The organism is Dactylosporangium darangshiense (genome assembly GCF_039537565.1).
GTDB lineage: Bacteria > Actinomycetota > Actinomycetes > Mycobacteriales > Micromonosporaceae > Dactylosporangium > Dactylosporangium darangshiense.
The window spans coordinates 417,521-435,537 of record NZ_BAABAT010000004.1 but is presented as its reverse complement, the minus strand read 5'-3'; the positions used below and the strand labels follow the sequence as shown (position 1 = coordinate 435,537).

Below are 18,017 nucleotides of genomic sequence, written 5' to 3'. Positions count from 1 at the left end.
GTGCGGACGGTGACGCGAAGTGCCAGCTCAGGGGCGTCTTGAGCGCCGAACCGGATTTGTCGGCTGTCAGGGTATAAATCCGACAAGTCGTGGCGCGCCAGCGCCCGACTTGTCGCAAAAGCCGGCCTCAGGCGCCGAAGCGGCGCTGGCGGTTGGCGTAGGAGCGCAGGGCGCGGAGGAAGTCGGTGCGGCGGAAGCTCGGCCAGTGCACGTCGCAGAAGTAGAACTCCGAGTGGGCGCTCTGCCAGAGCAGGAAGCCGGACAGGCGCTGCTCGCCCGACGTGCGGATGACCAGGTCCGGGTCGGGGAGGCCGCGCGTGTACAGGTGGTCGGAGATGTGGTCGACGTCCAGGATCTCGGCGAGCTCCTCGATCGTCGTGCCGGCCTTCGCGTGCTCGTGCAGCAGGGAGCGCACGGCGTCGGCGATCTCGCGGCGGCCTCCGTAGCCGACGGCCAGGCTGACCTGGGCGCCGCCGGTGCGCTCGACGGTCTTCTCCTGTGCGGCCTTCAGCGCCTGGGCGCTGGCGTTCGGCAGCAGGTCGAGCGCGCCGACGATCCGAAGCTGCCACGGGTTGCCGGCGGCGGCCAGGTCGGCGGCGAGGTTCTCGATGATCTGCAGCAGGGGGTCGAGCTCCTGCGCGGGGCGGGAGAGGTTGTCGGTGGACAGCAGCCAGAGCGTCACGTGCTTGACGCCGGAGCCGTCGCACCAGCGCAGGAGCTCCTTGATGCGCTCCGCGCCGACCCGATGCCCGTCGTTCGGATCGACGTAGCCCATCTCGCGTGCCCAGCGGCGGTTGCCGTCGACGATCACCCCGACGTGGTGCGGCTTCGGCTTGCCGAGCAGCCTCCGGGCGAGACGCTTCTCGTACAGCGCATAAACCACGTCACGCAGGCCCACGGCAGAGAAGAGTAGCGACCTAAAGGGCGAAACAACACCGCTACCCGGGCACTGGACAGTACCGAATCTGTAAACGCAGGAGCGGCCGGCCCGCTGACGGACCGGCCGCTCAGCTGCGGTTATAGGGGCTACGCGGCGCCGAGGCGGGCGCGCAGGGCGTCGAGTTCGGCCCAGAGAACACCGGGCAACTTCTCGCCGAACTTCTCGAACCAGGCCGCGATCTGGGGCAGTTCCTCGCGCCACTCGTCCGGGTCGACGCGCAGCACCGCGGCCAGGTCCTCCTCGCTCAGGTCGAGGCCGGACACGTCCAGCGAGCCGGGCGCCGGCACCGCGCCGATCGGGGTCTCCACGGCCGCCGCGGTGCCCTCGATCCGCTCGACGACCCACTTGAGCACGCGCGAGTTCTCGCCGAAGCCGGGCCACAGGAAGCGGCCGTCGGCGCCGCGGCGGAACCAGTTCACGTAGAAGATCCGCGGCAGCTTGGCGTCACCGGCAGCGCCGTTGCCCTTGCCCATGTTGATCCAGTGCGCGAAGTAGTCGCCGCCGTGGTACCCGATGAACGGCAGCATGGCCATCGGATCACGGCGCACGACGCCCACCTGGCCGACCGCCGCGGCGGTGGTCTCGCTGGACAGCGTCGCGCCCAGGTATACACCGTGCACCCAGTCGCGCGCCTCGGTGACCAGCGGAATCGTCGTCTTGCGGCGCCCGCCGAAGAGGATGGCGTCGATCGGCACGCCGCGCGGGTCGTCGTACTCCGGCGCCAGGATCGGGCACTGCGAGATCGGCGTGCAGAAGCGCGAGTTCGGGTGCGAGGACGGCTCGTCGGACTCCGGCGTCCAGTCGTGGCCGCGCCAGTCGGTCAGGTGCGCGGGCGGCTCGCCCATGCCCTCCCACCAGATGTCGCCGTCGTCGGTGAGCGCCACGTTGGTGAAGACCGAGTTGCCCCGCGCGAGCGTGCGCATCGCGTTGGGGTTGGTCTTCCAGTCGGTGCCGGGCGCGACGCCGAACAGGCCGAACTCGGGGTTGACGGCGTAGAGCCGGCCGTCCTCGCCGAAGCGCATCCAGGCGATGTCGTCGCCGAGTGTCTCGACCTTCCAGCCGGGCACGGTCGGCTCGAGCATGGCGAGGTTGGTCTTGCCGCAGGCGCTCGGGAACGCCGCCGCGACGTACTTGACCACGCCCGCCGGCGAGGTGAGCTTCAGGATGAGCATGTGCTCGGCGAGCCAGCCCTCGTCGCGCCCGATGACGCTCGCGATGCGCAGCGAGAAGCACTTCTTGCCCAGCAGCGAGTTGCCGCCGTAGCCGGACCCGAAGCTCCAGATCTCGCGCGTCTGCGGGAAGTGGGAGATGTACTTGATCTCGTTGCACGGCCACGCAACGTCCTGCTGGCCGTGCTCCAGGGGCGCGCCGACGGAGTGCAGGCAGGGCACGAACGGGGCGTCGGCGCCCATGCGCTCGAGCACCGCCGAACCCATCCTGGTCATGATCCGCATGGAGGCGACCACGTAGGGCGAGTCGGTGACCTCGACGCCGAACATCGGCTGCGGCGAGTCGAGCGAGCCCATGCAGAACGGGATGACGTACATCGTCCTGCCGCGCATGGACCCGTCGTACAGCTCGGTCATTCGCCGCTTCATCTCGTCGGGCGCCATCCAGTTGTTGGTCGGCCCCGCGTCGGCCTCGTCGACCGAGCAGATGAACGTGCGTTCCTCGACGCGGGCCACGTCCGACGGGTCGGTGCGGGCCCAGAACGAGTTCGGGCGCGCGGCCAGGCGGACCAGCGCCCCGCTCTCGACCAGCTCGTCGGTCATGCGGCGCCATTCCCCCTCGGAGCCGTCGCACCAGACCACTCGTTCGGGTCGGGTGAGCTCGGCGACCTCACGGACCCAGGCGATCAGCCTGGTATGGGGGGTCGGCGCCTGATCCAGGCCGGGCACGGTAACCGGGGCAGACATGCGTTGACTCCTCGTGGTCGGCATTGACCTCTCGGCGGCCGGAGGGTGCGCGTCAGCGCGGCGCGCGATGGGACAAGCGCGTCGTGGTACTCCGGCCGATTTGACCTCAGACTAAGCCCGCATCCTGGGCCCGGCACCGTGAGAGCTTGTGAAACGCTGCACAAACGCCGGAGAACTTTGCGCCCGAACGCAGAAATTCGCGCGAACTTTTCGTTCAGCGCGCAGCACTGCGCAATCCGTCTCGTGCCTTACCCTGACGAACGTGACCGACCTGCAGTCCAAGCCGACCTCCTCGTTCCTGGCGCGCCTCTTCGATCGCTTCCAGGGCCTCGTTCACGAGCTCGGCAAGTTCGGCACCATCGGCGTCATCTCCTTCGCCGTCGACACGGCCGTGTTCAACGCGCTGTGGCACGCCATGCCGACGCTGGCCGCCGGCGCGATCTCGATGACGGTGGCGGCGACCGTCGCCTTCATCGGCAACCGGTTCTGGACGTGGCGCGACCGGGCCCGCACGGACCTGCGCCGGGAATACGCTCTGTACTTCCTGTTCAACCTCTGCGGGCTGGGCATCGCGCTCGGCTGCCTGTGGGTGAGCCACTACGCGCTCGACTTCACCTCGCAGCTGGCCGACAACATCGCCAAGAACGGCGTCGGGCTCGTCCTGGGCACCACGTTCCGCTTCTGGTCGTACCGCCAGATCGTCTTCCGGAAGCACCCGGCGGAGGCGGCGGGTAACGCCGTGGAGACGGCGGGTGACAGCGCAGGGTGAGCTGTCTTGCACTCGGCCCGCGAGGCCGAGCGGCATTTGGTCGCTTACCGTAAGGTTGGCCGGTGCGCTTTGCCAGCAGTCTCCGTGACCGGTACGTCCCCGAGCGATACCGATCCCTCGCGACCGAACTGTTCAAGTTCGCGGCGGTCGGCGGGGTCAACACCGTCATCGACTTCGCTCTGGTCAACGCCCTGCTGTTCATCGGCCCGCTGAAGGCCAAGGTCGTCGCGGCCGTCGTCGCCACCACCGTGTCCTACGTGCTCAACCGCCAGTGGACCTACGCGGAGCGTGACCGCAGCGGCGTTCGCCGCGAGTACATCCTCTTCTTCGCCCTCAACGGCGTCGGCCTGCTCATCCAGGAGGCCGTGCTGGGCGTTGCAAAGTACGGGCTGCACTTCAGCGAGTCCAACCCGGGCGACCGCCTGGCGTTCAACATCGCCAACGCCGCCGGCATCGCGCTCGCCATGATCTTCCGCTTCTGGGCGTACCGCACCTGGGTCTTCACCGCCCCCGCCGAGACGGCCACGGCCGAGGAGCGCGAGATCGAGGCCCTCGAGGTGGCGTTCTCCGGCACCGCGCCGGTCGCGGCCGACGCGCGTCAGATGGAGGCGCTCGAGGCGGCCTTCTCCGACGCGGACGCGCCGGCGCCCACGCCCCGCCAGCCGGCCGAGGAGCCGGCGACCCCCGCCGCGAAGCGCTGACGCGGGGGCCGGAGACTCGTTCGGTACCTGTTCAGTCGTTCTTGATCTCGTTGACGAGCGCCTCGCGGTCGTCGTCACCGAAGGTGTGCTTCTGCCGGTCCGCGTCGACCAGCTCGTAGAGCACGCTCTGCGTCTTCTCGACCTTCGGCAGGCCGTTGAGCTGCACCTGGCCGCGCTCACCGGCCGACTCGATCGTCAGCGTGCCGCAGCCGAGCATCCGCTCGAACAGCGAGTGCGAGAACGACACGTCGTTGACGCGCCCGAGCGGGATGTCCCGGCCGCTGCGCGAGAAGACGCCGCTGCGCATGATCACCCGCTCGTTGGTGAAGACATAGTGCGTGGTCCGCCACTTGATCCACGGCCACACGGTGACCACGAGCACGACCACCAGGGCCACGCCGGCCACGATGAGCATCGGGATCAGGCCCCAGCTCGTGAAGATTGCGAGCGCGATGACCGCAGCCAGGGCCAGCACGAACCAGACCACCGGCAGGAACAGCGCCTTCCAGTGGGGGTGCAGGTGCAGCACCACCTGCTCGTCCTTGGTCAGGACGCTTTCCGGGAACCCCACGCCAACCCCTCCTCATTCATGAATGTCGGAGGTGAGGCTAGACCCTGACCGCCACCCGGCGGCATTGCCTACCCGGTCGTACTTAACCGGTCGTATCAACCGGGCTAATCCAACCGGGCATGAACGACATCCCCGGCCGCGACCGCCTGCCCAGCGCCGAACCGGTCGGTGACCTGCAGGCGGCCGTCGCCGTCGATGCCGGAGGCGACGCCCTCCAGCGTGCCGCCGCCGGGCAGGTCGACCCGCACGCGCCGGCCGAGCGTGCCGCAGTGCAGGACGTACTCCTCGCGCAGGCCCGAGGCCTCCGGGTCGCCGCCGTGCTCGGTGAAGCGGGTGTACCAGTCGGCGATCGAGCGCAGCAGCGCCCGCAGCAGCGGGTCCCGGTCGGTGCTCATCGCGCCGCCGAGCGCCAGGGACGTGGCGTCCGGGCGGGGCAGCTCGTCCTCCCGCAGGGTGGTGTTGAGGCCGATGCCGAGGACCACGGCGCCGTCGGCCGCCTCGGCCAGGATGCCGGCGGTCTTGCGGTCGCCCCGCAGCAGCAGGTCGTTGGGCCACTTGAGGTAGGCGTCGATGCGGGCGACCCGGCGTACCGACTCGGCCAGCGCGACACCGGCGAGCAGGGGCAGCCAGCCCAGCCGCCCCGGAGGGAGGGCCGGACGCAGCAGCACGCTGAGGGCGAGCCCGGCCCGCGGCGGCGACTGCCACTGCCGCCCCAGGCGCCCGCGGCCAGCGCTCTGCCGCTCGGCGACGATCACCAGCCCCTCGAGCGCGCCGTCACGCGCGGCCGCGGCCACGTCCGCGTTCGTCGAGCCGGTCTCCTCCACGACCCGCAGGTCGGTCCAGAAGCCGCCGGGCACCAGCAGCGCGCGGCGCAACGCCGCCGGGTGCAGGGGCGGGCGGTCGAGGTCGGAGTATGCGCCCCCGGTGGAAATGTTCACAGGTCGACCCTATGTCGGCGCGAATAGGATGCCGAGCGTGACCATTGAGCAGGCTGGTGTCGGCGCTGACATCCACACGACGGCCGGAAAACTCGCGGATCTCGTGCGCCGCACGGAGGAAGCGGTCCACGCCGGCTCGGCCCGCGCCGTCGAGAAGCAGCACTCCCGCGGCAAGAAGACCGCCCGCGAGCGCATCGACCTGCTGCTCGACCCCGGCACGTTCGTCGAGCTCGACGAGCTCGCCCGGCACCGGTCCACGAACTTCGGCCTGGAGCGCACCCGCCCGTACGGCGACGGCGTCGTCACCGGCTACGGCACCGTCGACGGCCGCCAGGTGTGCGTCTTCGCGCAGGACTTCACCGTCTTCGGCGGCTCCCTCGGCGAGGTCTTCGGCGAGAAGATCGTCAAGGTCATGGACCTGGCGATGAAGATCGGCTGCCCGGTCGTCGGCATCAACGACTCCGGCGGCGCCCGCATCCAGGAGGGTGTGGTCAGCCTCGGGTTGTACGGCGAGATCTTCTTCCGCAACGTCCGCGCCTCGGGCGTCATCCCGCAGATCTCGCTGATCATGGGCCCGTGCGCCGGCGGCGCCGTCTACTCGCCGGCCGTCACCGACTTCACCGTCATGGTCGACCAGACGTCGCACATGTTCATCACCGGCCCCGACGTGATCAAGACCGTCACCGGCGAGGACATTGAGTTCGAGGAGCTCGGCGGCGCGCGCACGCACAACACCAAGTCGGGCAACGCGCACTACCTCGCCGCCGACGAGGACGACGCGATCGACTACGTGCGCGCGCTGCTGTCCTACCTGCCGTCGAACAACATGGACGACGCTCCCGTCGTCCCGGCGCCCGCGCCGCTCGAAGTCACCGACGAGGACCTGGCGCTCGACTCCGTGATCCCGGACTCGGCGAACCAGCCGTACGACATCCACACGGTCATCGAGGCGGTCGTCGAGGACTTCCTCGAGGTGCAGCCGCTGTTCGCGCAGAACATCGTGGTCGGCTTCGGCCGCGTCGAGGGCCACCCGGTGGGCGTCGTAGCCAACCAGCCGATGCACTTCGCCGGCTGCCTGGACATCGACGCCTCGGAGAAGGCGGCCCGCTTCGTGCGCACCTGCGACGCCTTCAACATCCCAATCCTGACGTTCGTCGACGTCCCCGGCTTCCTGCCCGGCGCCAGCCAGGAGTGGGACGGCATCATCCGCCGCGGCGCAAAGCTGATCTACGCCTACGCCGAGGCGACGGTACCGAAGGTCACGGTCATCACCCGCAAGGCCTACGGCGGCGCGTACGACGTCATGGGCTCCAAGCACCTCGGCGCCGACCTGAACTTCGCCTGGCCGACCGCGCAGATCGCCGTGATGGGCGCACAGGGCGCCGTCAACATCCTGTACCGCCAGGAGCTACGCGAGGCCAAGGACCCGACGTCGCTGCGCGCCGACCTCGTGCAGGAGTACGAGGACACGCTCGCCAACCCGTACGTCGCGGCCGAGCGCGGCTACATCGACGGCGTCATCCCCCCGTCGACGACCCGCATCGAGATCGTGCGCGCCCTGCGCCTGCTCCGCACCAAGCGCGAGACCCTCCCCCCGAAGAAGCACGGCAACATCCCCCTCTGACTCTTCTCGCGGCGTGGTTTTCCCGACAAGTCGGGCACTCCGTGCCACGACTTGTCGGATTTATACCCCGCCGACCGACATTTCGTTGGCAAAGCGGCGAGGCGACGCTTTCCTCTCCACGATCATGCATTTTCAATGCCCGAACGAGCCGGTTTTTCATGATCGTGGAGAGCAAACGCCCCCGACGCCCCTGAGCGCACCCGCCAGGCACCACGGCGCTCGATGAGTTCGCCCCGCAAATCGCCTGTCGGGCGAAAAGTCGGACACGCAGTGTCCGTGGTGGCGCAACGGCGACGAGAGCGGCGCGGCGTCACGAGCGCACGCAGTGTCCGTGGCAGGGCATCGGCGGCGAGAGAGGCGCGGGGTCAAGGGCGCACGCAGTGTCCTCGGTGGGGCAACGGCGACGAAAGAGGTGCGGGGGGCAAGGGCGCACGCAGTGTCCTCGGTGGGGCAACGGCGGCGAGAGTGGAGCAACGGCGGGGAGAGCGGCGCGGGGTCAGGGCGGCGGCGGCTGGAACGAGACCTTGATGATGTTGTAGATCTGCTGGACCGGCGCCGACGACCACATGTCGGCCGGGCACTCCCAGTAGATGGCCACGCCGAGGTTCGGGCGGACGCGGCAGCCCAGGTTCGACACGTGCATGTGGCCCTGCGAGGAGTCGTAGAACCACTGCCAGTCGGCGCACGCGCCCAGGTAGTTCGGGACGTCCACGATCCCGATGCGCTGGTAGTTCGTGTACATGCCCTTGCGGATGCGGGTGCGCTCCTGGTCCTCCCAGTCGGCCTTCGGGTCGCCCTGGGGCGGGGTGCTCGTGGTGTCGAAGCCGATGCGCATGCGCGGGTCGGTGTTACTGCGGTAGAAGACCATCGACGGGTAGTCGTCCGTCTTCGTGGGGATCCAGCCGATCGGCAGGGCGACCCGCCAGCCGAGCCGCTGGTCGGTGATCCACTCGTACCCGTCGGGCAGCTGGATCACGGCGTTGCCGATCGAGCCCCGGACGATCGGCGACGGGGTGGGGCTGGGCGACGAGGAGGCCGAGGACGGCGACGGGGCGGGTGCCGCGCCCTGGCCGGTGGGCCGAGTGCCCGAGCCGGAGTCCGAGAAGTACAGCGCCGAGGCCACCACCAGCAGCAGGAGGGCCACGCCGGCGGCGACCCAGCGCCAGCGCTGGGCACGAGGGACGGTGCGGTCCAGGTCGTCGTCGACCGAGTTGAGCGCGACGAGCGGTGGCTCCGGGGCCACGGTGGCGCTGCCGAGGACGCGGCCGGGGTACCGGATATGGGGCTTTCCGGGAAACAACGAGACCGGCTCGGGCGAACGGTCCGACGCCGCGGCTGGGGCAGCGCTGACCGGGGCGATCGGCTCGGGGGCCGCGGCCTCGAGCTCGTGCGGGAAACGGTCGGAGGCGCCGGAGTGTGTGGAGGCGCTGCGCGAGTAGCCGCGCATGGCGCCGGCCGATGCGGACGGGGCGGGCGGCGCGACCTCGCGGGAGCGGCGCGAGCGCGGGAGCGCGGGCATGCCGAACAGCCAGCCGCGGCCGGCGCCGATCGCGGCGCGCCGGAGCAGGCGCTCGGTCTCGGCGACGCCGGCGCGGGCGCGCGGGTCCTTGCGCAGCAGCGCGGTCAGGACCGGCTTCAGCACGCCGGCGCGGGCCGGCGGGTCGGGCTCCTCGGTGGCGAGGGCGGTCAGCGTCGCGAACGTCGTGGAGCGCGCATACGGCGACCGGCCCTCGACTGCGGCGTACAACGTGGCGCCCAGCGACCACATGTCCGACTCGGGGCCGGAGGTGCCCTCGCGCGCCCGCTCCGGGGAGATGTACTGCGGCGAACCGAGGATCAGCCCGGGCCGCGTGACGGCGCCGTCGCCGCCCTCGAACACGGCCAGGCCGAAGTCGGTGAGCACGACCCGCCCGGTGTCGGCCAGCAGCACGTTGCCGGGCTTGACGTCGCGGTGGAGCACCCCGGCGGCGTGGGCGGCCTTGAGCGCGGCGAGGACGTCGAGGCCGATCTGGGCGACGCGCTCGGGCGGCAGCGGGCCGTCGTCGGTGATCACCTGATGCAGCGAGCGCGACGGGACGTACTCCATGACGATCCACGGGGCCTGCTCGGTGTGCACGACGTCGTAGATGCGCACCACGTTGGCGTCGTTGAGCCGGGCCGCCGCGCGGGCCTCGCGCAGGGTGCGCAGGCGCAGCTCGTCGCGCTCCTCCTGGGTCAGGCTCTCCGGCGGGATGACCTCCTTGATGGCCACGTCCCGGCGCAGCATCTCGTCGCGGGCCAGCCAGACCCGGCCCATGCCACCCGCGCCGAGCGACTCGATCAATCGATATCGCTCGGCGATCAGGACCCGGGGCTGCGTCATCACCAAGAAAGTTACCCAACGCTCGCACCCCGTATAACCCCGGTTCCGGTGAAGATCTCCTCTCAATCGGTCCGCGAGCGCAGCACCATGATCAGCAGGATGACCAGGCCGATCCCGACGAGGCCGGAGCCGATGAGGGCGACCGGGAGGACCTTGAAGGTATCGAGGACCTTCTGCTGGGTGGGCGCGCTGTCCACCGTGTCGAACGTGACCGTGACGACGACCGTGTACTCCTGCCCGTCGGCCGCGTTGTCGGCGCCGATCTCGACCATGCCGGGTATCGCCAGCGGGCCCTTTCCCGGGTTGGGGTCGAGGGTCGCGGCGACCGACACCTGGGCGTCCTTCGCCGCCGGCGCCGCCGGGCGCTGCACCAGGCACCGGGTCGGGCCCAGGAATCCGAGCGGGGTCGGCAGCGAGGCCTCGCTGTTGTCCTCGGCGGCGAGCACCACTCGGCCGGTCGAGCCGTCCTCGCACGCGATGTCGAGCACGACGGCGCCCGCGCGCCCGTCGACGTTGCCGGCGAAGCGGACCGTGGCCTGCAGCCGGCGGGCGGGCTCGAAGAGGTACGTCGCCGTGCACTTCGCGGCGGGGTCGGCGGCATTCAGCGGTACCACATCGGCACCCACGTTCGGCGTGTCCTGCGACTCCCCCGGGTCGCACACGAAGGAGCTCAGCCGCCAGCCACCGTCCACGGTGGAGACCGGCGGGACCGGGGTGACCACGTACTCGCCGAACGCCAGCGAGCCGGGCACGTCGCCCTGCGCCACGGCGCCGATCCCGGCGCCGGTCGTGGTCGCCACCGCCGACCAGCCGGCGACGGCCTGGCCGCGCGGCGTGACGGCGAAGGAAGAGGCACCGGTGCCGCCGACGGTGACGGCGCGCAGCTCGAGCGAGCCGGCCTTGCGGCTGACCCGCAGGGCGCACTCGGTCGGCGCGCCGGCCGCGACGACCACGGTGACGGTCAGGTTCTCCGGCTTGAGCTCCTGGTCGCCGCAGCCGGCACCGGCCAGGCGCCACGCCGCGGCGTCGCCGGTCGGCGGGGTGAGGGTCACCGCGTAGGCGCCGGGCGGCAGCGTGCCGAGGTCCGCGCCGGTCGCGGCCGGCGCCGAGCCGTCGCCGGCCGGCGTGGCGCTGAGCAGGCGCGGCGGGCCGCCGGCGGGGTCGGCGACGGAGAGGTTGAAGGCGCCGCCGGGGCTGTCGGAGTACAACCGGAGCGTCAATCCGGCCGGCGAGGGCGGCGGCGCATAGGTGAACGTGCACGTGACGATCTCGCCGGGGGCCATGGTCACCGTGGCCTGGCCGGTCGGCACGTCGGTGGCGGCGAGGCTCTGCCCGGCGCCGCTCTTGGTGCAGCCGAGGTCGGTGAGCGTCCAGCCGGGCGGGGTGCGCGAGATGATCGTGCTCGGCTGCCCGCCGGAGCTGCGCACGAACGTGGCGTCGTTGGCCGCGTCGATGCTGATCTGCTTGGCGAGGGTGTAGCTGGGGCTCGCGTCGAAGGCGAAGCGCTGCGGATACCCGACGGGGTGGGTGGTCCGCGCGCGCACGATCAGCGTGCCGGTCGCCGGCGCGCCCTTGACGTAGTAGGCGAAGCAGAACACGTGCCGGGTGCCGGCCGGGAAGCCGATCCACTGCACGTTGCCGCCGGTGTGCCCGTCGATGGCGCAGCGCAGGGCGCCGAAGCCGTAGCCGGCCTTGCCCGACTGCGCGCCCAGCGGGTCGGCGGGGCTGCCGCCCTGCGCCCACAGCTGGTGGCGGGCCGCGGCCTTGGCCTGCTCGTCGGTGAGCGTCACGGTCACGGCGCCGTCGATGGTCTGGCTGCTCTTGATCCCGGTGCGGTCCAGCAGCGGCGCGGCCGCGGCGGTCGGGCCGCTGCTGGTGGCCGGCGCGGTCACGGTCGACAGGGCGCCCTTCTTCTCGTGCCCGGCGCCCAGTGAAAATTGCCACCCGTTCAGCGGCACGCAGCCGGCGGAGTTGGCCGCCTCGACGGCCGGGTCGACCGCCTCGCCGTCCCGGTAGGCGCTGTCGCGCCCGGTCGGCGCCGCGCTCTCGGCGTTGTCGTCGCGGACCCGCCCGCCCATGACGCTCTGGTAGTTGTCGCAGGCCCGGGCCACGAACGTGACCTGGTAACGCACCGACGCGGACACCGATGCGGGTGCGGAGCCTTCGCGCGCCGAGGCCGGGACGGCCGGCGCGAGCATCAGCACGACGAAGCTGGTCGATATATAGACAGAGACTCGGCGAAGCAGGAGGTCAGTCAATGGGCCCCCCAACTCGCCATCGACTCCCGTTCCGTTCGAGTATGCGCCGCCGGGGTGTGCGTATGCTCGCAAGACGGCAACGTTTCGCGAACGAGTGCGGGAGGGTTTCGTGACCGAGGAGCCACTGTTCAGGGTGGTGCGCGGCACGCCGAGCGCCGAGGAGGTCGCGGCGATCGTCGGCGCGCTGTTCAGTCTCGCGCCCGCTGCCCCTCCGGCTCCGGCTCCGAGCTCCCGCTGGGCCCGGAGTGCTCGCCCGGGTCGCCCGCGCCAGTGGAGCGCCGTCGCGGGATCGTGATCGGCGGCAACGTCGGCCACTTGCGGGTCTCGCGCTCGCGCTGCAGCCGCTCGGCCTCGTCCGGCGGGGGCAGCTCGGACACCAGCTGCTGCCCGCAGGAGCGGCAGGTCATCGCGGCCACCGGGATGCGGTCCAGGCAGTAGGGGCAGCTGCGCAACTCGAGCGGGCGCCCGCGGTCGACGCCGATGAGCATCATCAGCTTGATGACCACGAACAGCCCCACCGCCAGCAGCATGAACTGCAGCAGGTCGTTGAGGAACATGCCGTACTTGATCGGCGTGCCGTGGATCTTGAACTGCACTTCCTTGAAGTCCGGCTCGTGCACGAGCACGGCGACGGCCTGCAGGAACAGGTTGGTCACGAACGACTGGATCAGCGTCGCGAACGCGGTGCCGATGATGAACCCGAGCGCCAGGTCGAGGACCGAACCCCCGATGGCGATGGCCTTGAACTCCGCCCAGAGCTTGCGCACGGCCATGATGGTACGAAGAGTTCGCTAACGTTCCGTTGCGTGAAGACGTTCATTCTCGCTTCGGCGAGCCCGGCCCGGCGCCGCCTGCTAACTCACGCCGGCATTGATCCGCAGGTCGTCGTGAGCGGCGTCGACGAGTCCGCGGTGGAGGCCGGCGACGCCGCGACACTGGCCGGCACGCTCGCCGCCCTCAAGGCCCGCGCGGTCCTCGACGCCGTCCTCGCCCCCGACGCCCTGGTCCTGGGCTGCGACTCGCTCCTCGCGTTCGACGGCGAGATCCTCGGCAAGCCGGCCACCGTCAGCGACGCGACCGCGCGCTGGAAGATGATGCGCGGCCGCTCGGGCGTGCTGTACACCGGGCACTGCCTGATCGACACCGCGACCGGCCGGTCCGCCGAGGCCGTCGTGGCCACCACGGTGCACTTCGCCGAGCCCGACGACGACGAGATCGCCGCCTACGTGTCGACGGGCGAGCCGCTGGAAGTCGCCGGCGCGTTCACCATCGACGGCCTGGGCGGCGCGTTCGTCGCCGGCATCGAGGGCGACCACACGAACGTGGTCGGGCTTTCGGTACCGACGCTGCGGCTGCTCCTGGCGGAGCTCGGCGTGCCGATCACATCGCTGTGGTCGCGCGGCAGGATGGACCCATGACCAAGGAAACCCTGACCCTGAACGACGCGCTGCAGGCGTACGTGGTGGCCAACGGCAGCGCCCCCGACGACGTGGTGCGCGACCTCATCGAGGAGACGGCGCGCGTGCTGCCGGCCGACGCGGGCATGCAGATCGCGCGCGAGCAGGCCGCGTTCATGACCTTGCTGACCCGCATCCACGGCGCCCGCAACGCGCTCGAGATCGGCACGTTCACCGGCCTGTCGAGCATCGCGATCGCCCGCGGCCTGTCCGACGGCGGCCGGCTGACCTGCCTGGACGTGTCGGAGGAGTTCACCGCCATCGCGCGGCGCTACTGGGCGCGGGCCGGCCTAGCCGACCGCATCGAGCTGCGCATCGGCCCGGCCGCGGAGACGCTCGCCGCGCTGCCGGGCGAGCCGCACCTCGACCTGGCGTTCATCGACGCGGACAAGACCGGGTACCTGGGCTACTGGGAGGCGCTCGTGCCGCGCATGCTGCCCGGCGGGCTGATCCTGGTCGACAACGTGCTGCGCCACGGCCACATCGTCGACCCCATGCCCGGCGACGCCGGCACGGTGGCGATGGTCGAGTTCAACCGCCGGGTCCTGGCGGACCCGCGCGTGGAGTCCGTCCTGCTGCCGATCGCCGACGGGCTCACCATCGCTCGCGTGCTGTAGATAATTCATGGCTCGGGTCCGCGTCAGTAGCTGACCGTTGTTCCCACCAGTCAACGCTGCGGGCCTAGCGGCCCTCCGCTGCCACGTCCGCGGTGCCAAGGTCGGGCAGCGTCAGCCGGTCGAGCCTGAGGATGGCGACCGCCGAAACGGCGGCGAAGAGCGGTACCAGAAGAAATGCCGGATGCGGTCCCACCCGGTCGGCCAGGGCGCCCAGCGCGAACGGCGCGACCGCGAACGAGATGCCGACCGCGAACGAGGCCCGGGCCGCCGCGAGGTCGGGCTGGCCGTCGGAGTGCGCGAGGGCCAGCCCGATCCCGAGCGGATAGTGCAGCCCCATGCCCAGCCCGGCCACGGCGAGCCCCGCCATCGCCAGCCACGGCAGCGTCGCCGACCAGAACAGCGCAAACCCGGCGACGTTCACCACGAGCGCGACGAGCAGCATCCGCGTCGGCCGGAACCGCAGGAGCAGCCGCCCGCCGACCAGCCGCCCCGCCACCATCCCGGCGATCAGCGTCGACAGCGCGGCGGTGGCCACGCCGGCCGACACGCGCGCGTGGTCGCGCAGCACGTCGCTGCCCCACAGCGTCAGGCAGATCTCGATCGACCCGGTGGCGAAGAGGCTCGTCAGCGCCAGCGGAAAGGTACCCGGCAGCGGCCGGTGCGCCGCCCGCTCTCCCCCGAACCCGGCGGCCTCCGGCGGCCGGACCGCCCGCGCCCGCGCGTACAGCGCGACGACCACGACCGGAATGACGACGAGCACGAGCCCGAACCGCCACCCCAGCCCGGCGGCGAACGTCGCACCCACGATGAGCGGCGCCACCAGCCCGACCCCGGCCGCGGCAGCGTTGGCCTCGCTGATCGCCGCCGGCGCGGCGTTGCCGTGGTGGTCGGTGAGCGCCGCGTTGATCGCGTTGACCGAGAGCGCCCCGCCGAAGCTCCCCAACGTGGTGAACGTCAGCGTCAGCGCGAGATGGTGCGCGGCGTACATCCCGCCGGCCGCCGCACAGACCAACCCCAGCCCGATCCAGATGAGCCGGTGCCGCCCGAGCCTGCGGGTCAGCACCGGCAGGACCGCGCCGCCGATGATCCCCCCGGCGGCGAACGCGGTGCCGTGCAGCCCGGCGAGGGTGCGGCTGATGTGCAACTCGTCGCGCAGCAGCGGTGCGACCGGCCCGAAGCCGTACAGGAAGTAGACCCACAGGGCGAGCTGGACGTACATGACCCAGGTGAGCCGGTCGCGGACGAGTCGAGGCACCCACAGACGCTGTCACGGCCCCTCCCACAGGCGGAAGGGGCCGCAGCGGTGACGGTCATTACCGGCGACCGCCCTCGCCGCCGGCCGGCGATCCGATATGTCCGCCACTCCGTGACGGACATATCGGATTTTTCGCCTATTTCATGTTCTCGCCGGACTACCGGACGCCCTTGGCGAACGCTCGCGACGCCCAGACCACGGTGAGGACCGTCAGGCCCCCTATGACCACCGCCGCCTGCCACACCGAGTCCGCGCCGGGGTGGCCGTCGAAGAGCGCACGCACGCCGTCGACTGCCCACGAGAACGGGTTCCAGTCGGCGACGGTCTTCAGCCACTTCGGCGCGAAGGTCAGCGGCAGCAGGATGCCGGCGGTCAGCAGCAACGGCTGCGAGATCGTGTTCAGCAGCGGCGCGAGGGCGTCCTCGCTGCGCAGCTTGAGCGAGATGGCGTAGGAGAACGCCGACAGCATCAGCGAGATGACGGCCATCAGCCCGAACGCCGCGGTCACGTCCAGCGCGTTGACCCGCAGCCCGAACGCGACCGCGATGACCACGATGAGCAGCGCCTGGAACAGCAGCGACACGACGTCGCGCAGCGAGCGGCCGACCAGCAACGCGAATCGGCTGACCGGGGTGACCCGGCTGCGCTCGATGACGCCGGCCCGCAGCTCCGCGATCAACCCGAACCCGGTGAACAGCGAGCCGAACATCGCCAGCAGCACCAGCAGGCCGGGCACGAACAGCTTGTACGCGTCGGCGTTGGAGCTCACGCCCAGCGCCGGCTTGAGCAGCGGCGCGAAGAGCAGCAGGTAGAACAGCGGCTGGATGATCCCGACGATGAGCCAGACCGGGTTGCGCAGCATGAGCTGCATCTGCCGCTGGAAGACCAGCCAGGTGTCGCGGAAGAATTTCATCGCTCAGCTCTCCCTCAGGGAACGGCCGGTCTTGGTGAGGAACACGTCGTCGAGGCTCGGGCGGTGCAGCTCCATCTCGCCGAGCGTCACGCCCGCGTGGTCCAGCAGCCGCAGGATGTGCGGGATGGCGGTGGCGCCGTCGGTGACGTACAGGCGAAGACGCCCGTCGGCGCGATCGACGTTGCGCACGTAGTCCTGGTTGGTCAGCAACCCGGCGGCGGTGTCGATACTGCCGTTGACGCCGACGGTGACCACGTCCCCGGCGACCTCGCGCTTGAGGGCGTCGACGGTCCCCTCGGTGACGATCTCCCCGTGATCCATGATCGCGATCCGGTCGCAGAGCGCGTCGGCCTCGTCGAGGTAGTGCGTGGTGATGAAGACGGTCATGCCTTCGGCGCGCAGGCGGCGCACCTCGTCCCACATGTGCGCGCGGCTCTGCGGGTCGAGCCCGGTGGTCGGCTCGTCGAGAAAGACGATCTTCGGCTCGTGGATGATGCCGAGCGCGATGTCGACGCGGCGGCGCTGGCCGCCGGAGTAGGTCTTGCAGCGGCGGTCGGCGTACTCGGTCAGCTGGAACGCGTCGAGCGCCTTCGCGGCCCGCACGCGCGCCTCCGACTTCGAGATGCCGTAGTAGCGCGCCTGCAGGACGAGCTCCTCGCGCGCGGTGCTCTCGTCCCAGGTGCTGCCGCCCTGCGCCACGTAGCCGATGCGCCGGCGCACCTCGCCCGGGTCCTTGAGCAGGTCGGCGCCGGCGATGCGCGCCTCACCGCCGTCGGGGGTGATGAGCGTGGCGAGCATCCGCAGCGTGGTGGTCTTGCCGGCGCCGTTCGGCCCGAGGAACCCGAAGATCTCCCCCTCCTTGACGGAGAGGTCGACGCCCCGCACGGCCTCGACGACCTTCGTCTCCCGACCGGCGCGGGAGCGGAATGACTTCCGCAGCCCCCTCGTCTCGATCATGTCCGTCTCCCTGTCTGTGTGTGAGCAGGGAGACCATAACGCGATATAGTTTGGCGGGTCAAGCTTGAATATATCGCGTACTACTCGTCCTCGTCGTCGACGGGCTCGCCGTACTCGGCCCGGATGGCCTTGCGCCACTCCTCCGCGTTCTGCCCGGTCGGCTCCTCGCCGAGGTGCACACCCTCCCCGGCCTCGATACGGGCGGCGATGTCGTGGCACCAGCGGGCCTCCGCCTCGCAGCGGGCCATGGTCAGCTCGAACTGCCAGCCGACGTGTGGCGGCTTGTACGCGGTCCACTCCTCGGCATTGTCGCGATAGGCCGCGTTCCAGCCTTCGAGCAGCCGCGCCCGCGCCCGCAGCGCCCCGACGGCCTCCGCGCGCGACAGCCCTGGCAGGAACGCGAACGCCGCCAGGAACGGATCCGTCGGCTCCTGGTACTCCCACCAGTACTTGCGCAGCAACGTCTGGTACTCCGTAGCGCCCGCCGCCGTCATCCGGTACTGCGTGCGCGCCGGCCGGTTGCCCACGGTCCCGCTGCCGGCCTCCTCGAGCAGCCCTTCCTCGGTCATCTTGCGCAGGGCGTGGTAGATCGACCCCGGCTGGACGTTGGCCCAGCTCTCGACGTTCCAGCTGGCCAGCTCCTTGCGGATGTCGTAGCCGTGCACCGGCTGGAGGTACGACACCAGCCCGAGGATCATCAGACGCGTAGTGGACACGACATAAGCGTAATAGGAAAACT

Annotated in this window: 16 protein-coding genes and 1 pseudogene; 6 read left to right on the top strand and 11 right to left on the bottom strand. The window is 70.8% G+C overall.

Features of this window, described 5'->3' with window-relative positions:
• Positions 1-127 precede the first annotated feature (127 nt).
• Positions 128-898: an isoprenyl transferase gene (locus ABD901_RS11870; protein WP_345124411.1), complete on the bottom strand. Its 771-nt coding sequence runs from the start codon at positions 896-898 to the stop codon at positions 128-130.
• Positions 899-1,026: 128 nt separating this feature from the next.
• Positions 1,027-2,856 (bottom strand): phosphoenolpyruvate carboxykinase (GTP), encoded by a 1,830-nt coding sequence (locus ABD901_RS11865; RefSeq protein WP_345124408.1) that lies wholly within the window; start codon positions 2,854-2,856, stop codon positions 1,027-1,029.
• 262 nt (positions 2,857-3,118) lie between these two features.
• On the opposite strand from ABD901_RS11865, the gene ABD901_RS11860 reads away from it, so the two are divergent.
• A complete protein-coding gene (locus ABD901_RS11860; protein ID WP_345124406.1) occupies positions 3,119-3,625 on the top strand; it encodes a GtrA family protein in 507 nt (168 codons plus the stop codon).
• A 62-nt stretch (positions 3,626-3,687) separates the two neighbouring features.
• Positions 3,688-4,326 carry a GtrA family protein gene (locus tag ABD901_RS11855; protein ID WP_345124403.1) on the top strand — a complete coding sequence of 213 codons (639 nt, stop codon included), beginning with the start codon at positions 3,688-3,690 and terminating at the stop codon, positions 4,324-4,326.
• 31 nt (positions 4,327-4,357) lie between these two features.
• Here ABD901_RS11855 and ABD901_RS11850 read toward each other — a convergent pair whose 3' ends face one another.
• Both ABD901_RS11850 and ABD901_RS11845 read right to left on the bottom strand, forming a co-directional pair.
• Positions 4,358-4,897 carry a PH domain-containing protein gene (locus tag ABD901_RS11850; protein ID WP_345124401.1) on the bottom strand — a complete coding sequence of 180 codons (540 nt, stop codon included), beginning with the start codon at positions 4,895-4,897 and terminating at the stop codon, positions 4,358-4,360.
• Between the two features lie 104 nt (positions 4,898-5,001).
• Entirely contained in the window at positions 5,002-5,829 is an 828-nt protein-coding gene (locus ABD901_RS11845) for a biotin--[acetyl-CoA-carboxylase] ligase (protein ID WP_345124610.1), read from the bottom strand.
• 34 nt (positions 5,830-5,863) lie between these two features.
• On the opposite strand from ABD901_RS11845, the gene ABD901_RS11840 reads away from it, so the two are divergent.
• Positions 5,864-7,459 (top strand): acyl-CoA carboxylase subunit beta, encoded by a 1,596-nt coding sequence (locus ABD901_RS11840; protein WP_425556682.1) that lies wholly within the window; start codon positions 5,864-5,866, stop codon positions 7,457-7,459.
• Between the two features lie 496 nt (positions 7,460-7,955).
• Here ABD901_RS11840 and ABD901_RS11835 read toward each other — a convergent pair whose 3' ends face one another.
• Positions 7,956-9,821, bottom strand: a complete 1,866-nt coding sequence (locus tag ABD901_RS11835; protein ID WP_345124398.1) for a serine/threonine-protein kinase — start codon at positions 9,819-9,821, stop codon at positions 7,956-7,958.
• 62 nt (positions 9,822-9,883) lie between these two features.
• Positions 9,884-12,019, bottom strand: a complete 2,136-nt coding sequence (locus ABD901_RS11830; RefSeq protein ID WP_425556685.1) for a prealbumin-like fold domain-containing protein — start codon at positions 12,017-12,019, stop codon at positions 9,884-9,886.
• Positions 12,020-12,188: 169 nt separating this feature from the next.
• On the opposite strand from ABD901_RS11830, the gene ABD901_RS11825 reads away from it, so the two are divergent.
• Positions 12,189-12,374: an acyl-CoA carboxylase subunit epsilon gene (locus ABD901_RS11825; RefSeq protein WP_345124392.1), complete on the top strand. Its 186-nt coding sequence runs from the start codon at positions 12,189-12,191 to the stop codon at positions 12,372-12,374.
• Between the two features lie 202 nt (positions 12,375-12,576).
• On the opposite strand, the pseudogene ABD901_RS11820 reads toward ABD901_RS11825, so the two are convergent.
• Positions 12,577-12,852 (bottom strand): annotated as a pseudogene (locus tag ABD901_RS11820) (MscL family protein); the annotation flags it as partial.
• A 33-nt stretch (positions 12,853-12,885) separates the two neighbouring features.
• Between ABD901_RS11820 and ABD901_RS11815 the strand changes: the two are divergent.
• Both ABD901_RS11815 and ABD901_RS11810 read left to right on the top strand, forming a co-directional pair.
• Positions 12,886-13,497 (top strand): Maf family protein, encoded by a 612-nt coding sequence (locus tag ABD901_RS11815; RefSeq protein ID WP_345124388.1) that lies wholly within the window; start codon positions 12,886-12,888, stop codon positions 13,495-13,497.
• A complete protein-coding gene (locus ABD901_RS11810) occupies positions 13,494-14,153 on the top strand; it encodes an O-methyltransferase (RefSeq protein ID WP_345124386.1) in 660 nt (219 codons plus the stop codon). The genes ABD901_RS11815 and ABD901_RS11810 overlap by 4 nt, the downstream gene beginning before the upstream one ends.
• Before the next feature lie 64 nt (positions 14,154-14,217).
• Here ABD901_RS11810 and ABD901_RS11805 read toward each other — a convergent pair whose 3' ends face one another.
• The 4 genes from ABD901_RS11805 to ABD901_RS11790 form a co-directional block, all read right to left on the bottom strand.
• Complete coding sequence (locus tag ABD901_RS11805) at positions 14,218-15,408, bottom strand: MFS transporter (protein ID WP_345124384.1); 1,191 nt, start codon at positions 15,406-15,408, stop codon at positions 14,218-14,220.
• Between the two features lie 157 nt (positions 15,409-15,565).
• On the bottom strand, positions 15,566-16,321 hold the full coding sequence (locus tag ABD901_RS11800; protein ID WP_345124382.1) for an ABC transporter permease: 756 nt from the start codon (positions 16,319-16,321) through the stop codon (positions 15,566-15,568).
• A 3-nt stretch (positions 16,322-16,324) separates the two neighbouring features.
• Positions 16,325-17,278 (bottom strand): ATP-binding cassette domain-containing protein, encoded by a 954-nt coding sequence (locus ABD901_RS11795; RefSeq protein WP_345124380.1) that lies wholly within the window; start codon positions 17,276-17,278, stop codon positions 16,325-16,327.
• Positions 17,279-17,358: 80 nt separating this feature from the next.
• Complete coding sequence (locus tag ABD901_RS11790) at positions 17,359-17,994, bottom strand: PadR family transcriptional regulator (RefSeq protein ID WP_345124377.1); 636 nt, start codon at positions 17,992-17,994, stop codon at positions 17,359-17,361.
• Positions 17,995-18,017 lie beyond the last annotated feature (23 nt).

Bases quoted from the DNA above. Each gene is read 5' to 3' on its own strand.
- ABD901_RS11865 (WP_345124408.1), bottom strand. From the start codon at position 2,856: ATGTCTGCCCCGGTTACCGTGCCCGGCCTGGATCAGGCGCCGACCCCC.
- ABD901_RS11840 (WP_425556682.1), top strand. From the start codon at position 5,864: ATGCCGAGCGTGACCATTGAGCAGGCTGGTGTCGGCGCTGACATCCAC.
- ABD901_RS11835 (WP_345124398.1), bottom strand. From the start codon at position 9,821: ATGACGCAGCCCCGGGTCCTGATCGCCGAGCGATATCGATTGATCGAG.
- ABD901_RS11830 (WP_425556685.1), bottom strand. From the start codon at position 12,019: ATGCTCGCGCCGGCCGTCCCGGCCTCGGCGCGCGAAGGCTCCGCACCC.
- ABD901_RS11810 (WP_345124386.1), top strand. From the start codon at position 13,494: ATGACCAAGGAAACCCTGACCCTGAACGACGCGCTGCAGGCGTACGTG.
- ABD901_RS11800 (WP_345124382.1), bottom strand. From the start codon at position 16,321: ATGAAATTCTTCCGCGACACCTGGCTGGTCTTCCAGCGGCAGATGCAG.
- ABD901_RS11795 (WP_345124380.1), bottom strand. From the start codon at position 17,278: ATGATCGAGACGAGGGGGCTGCGGAAGTCATTCCGCTCCCGCGCCGGT.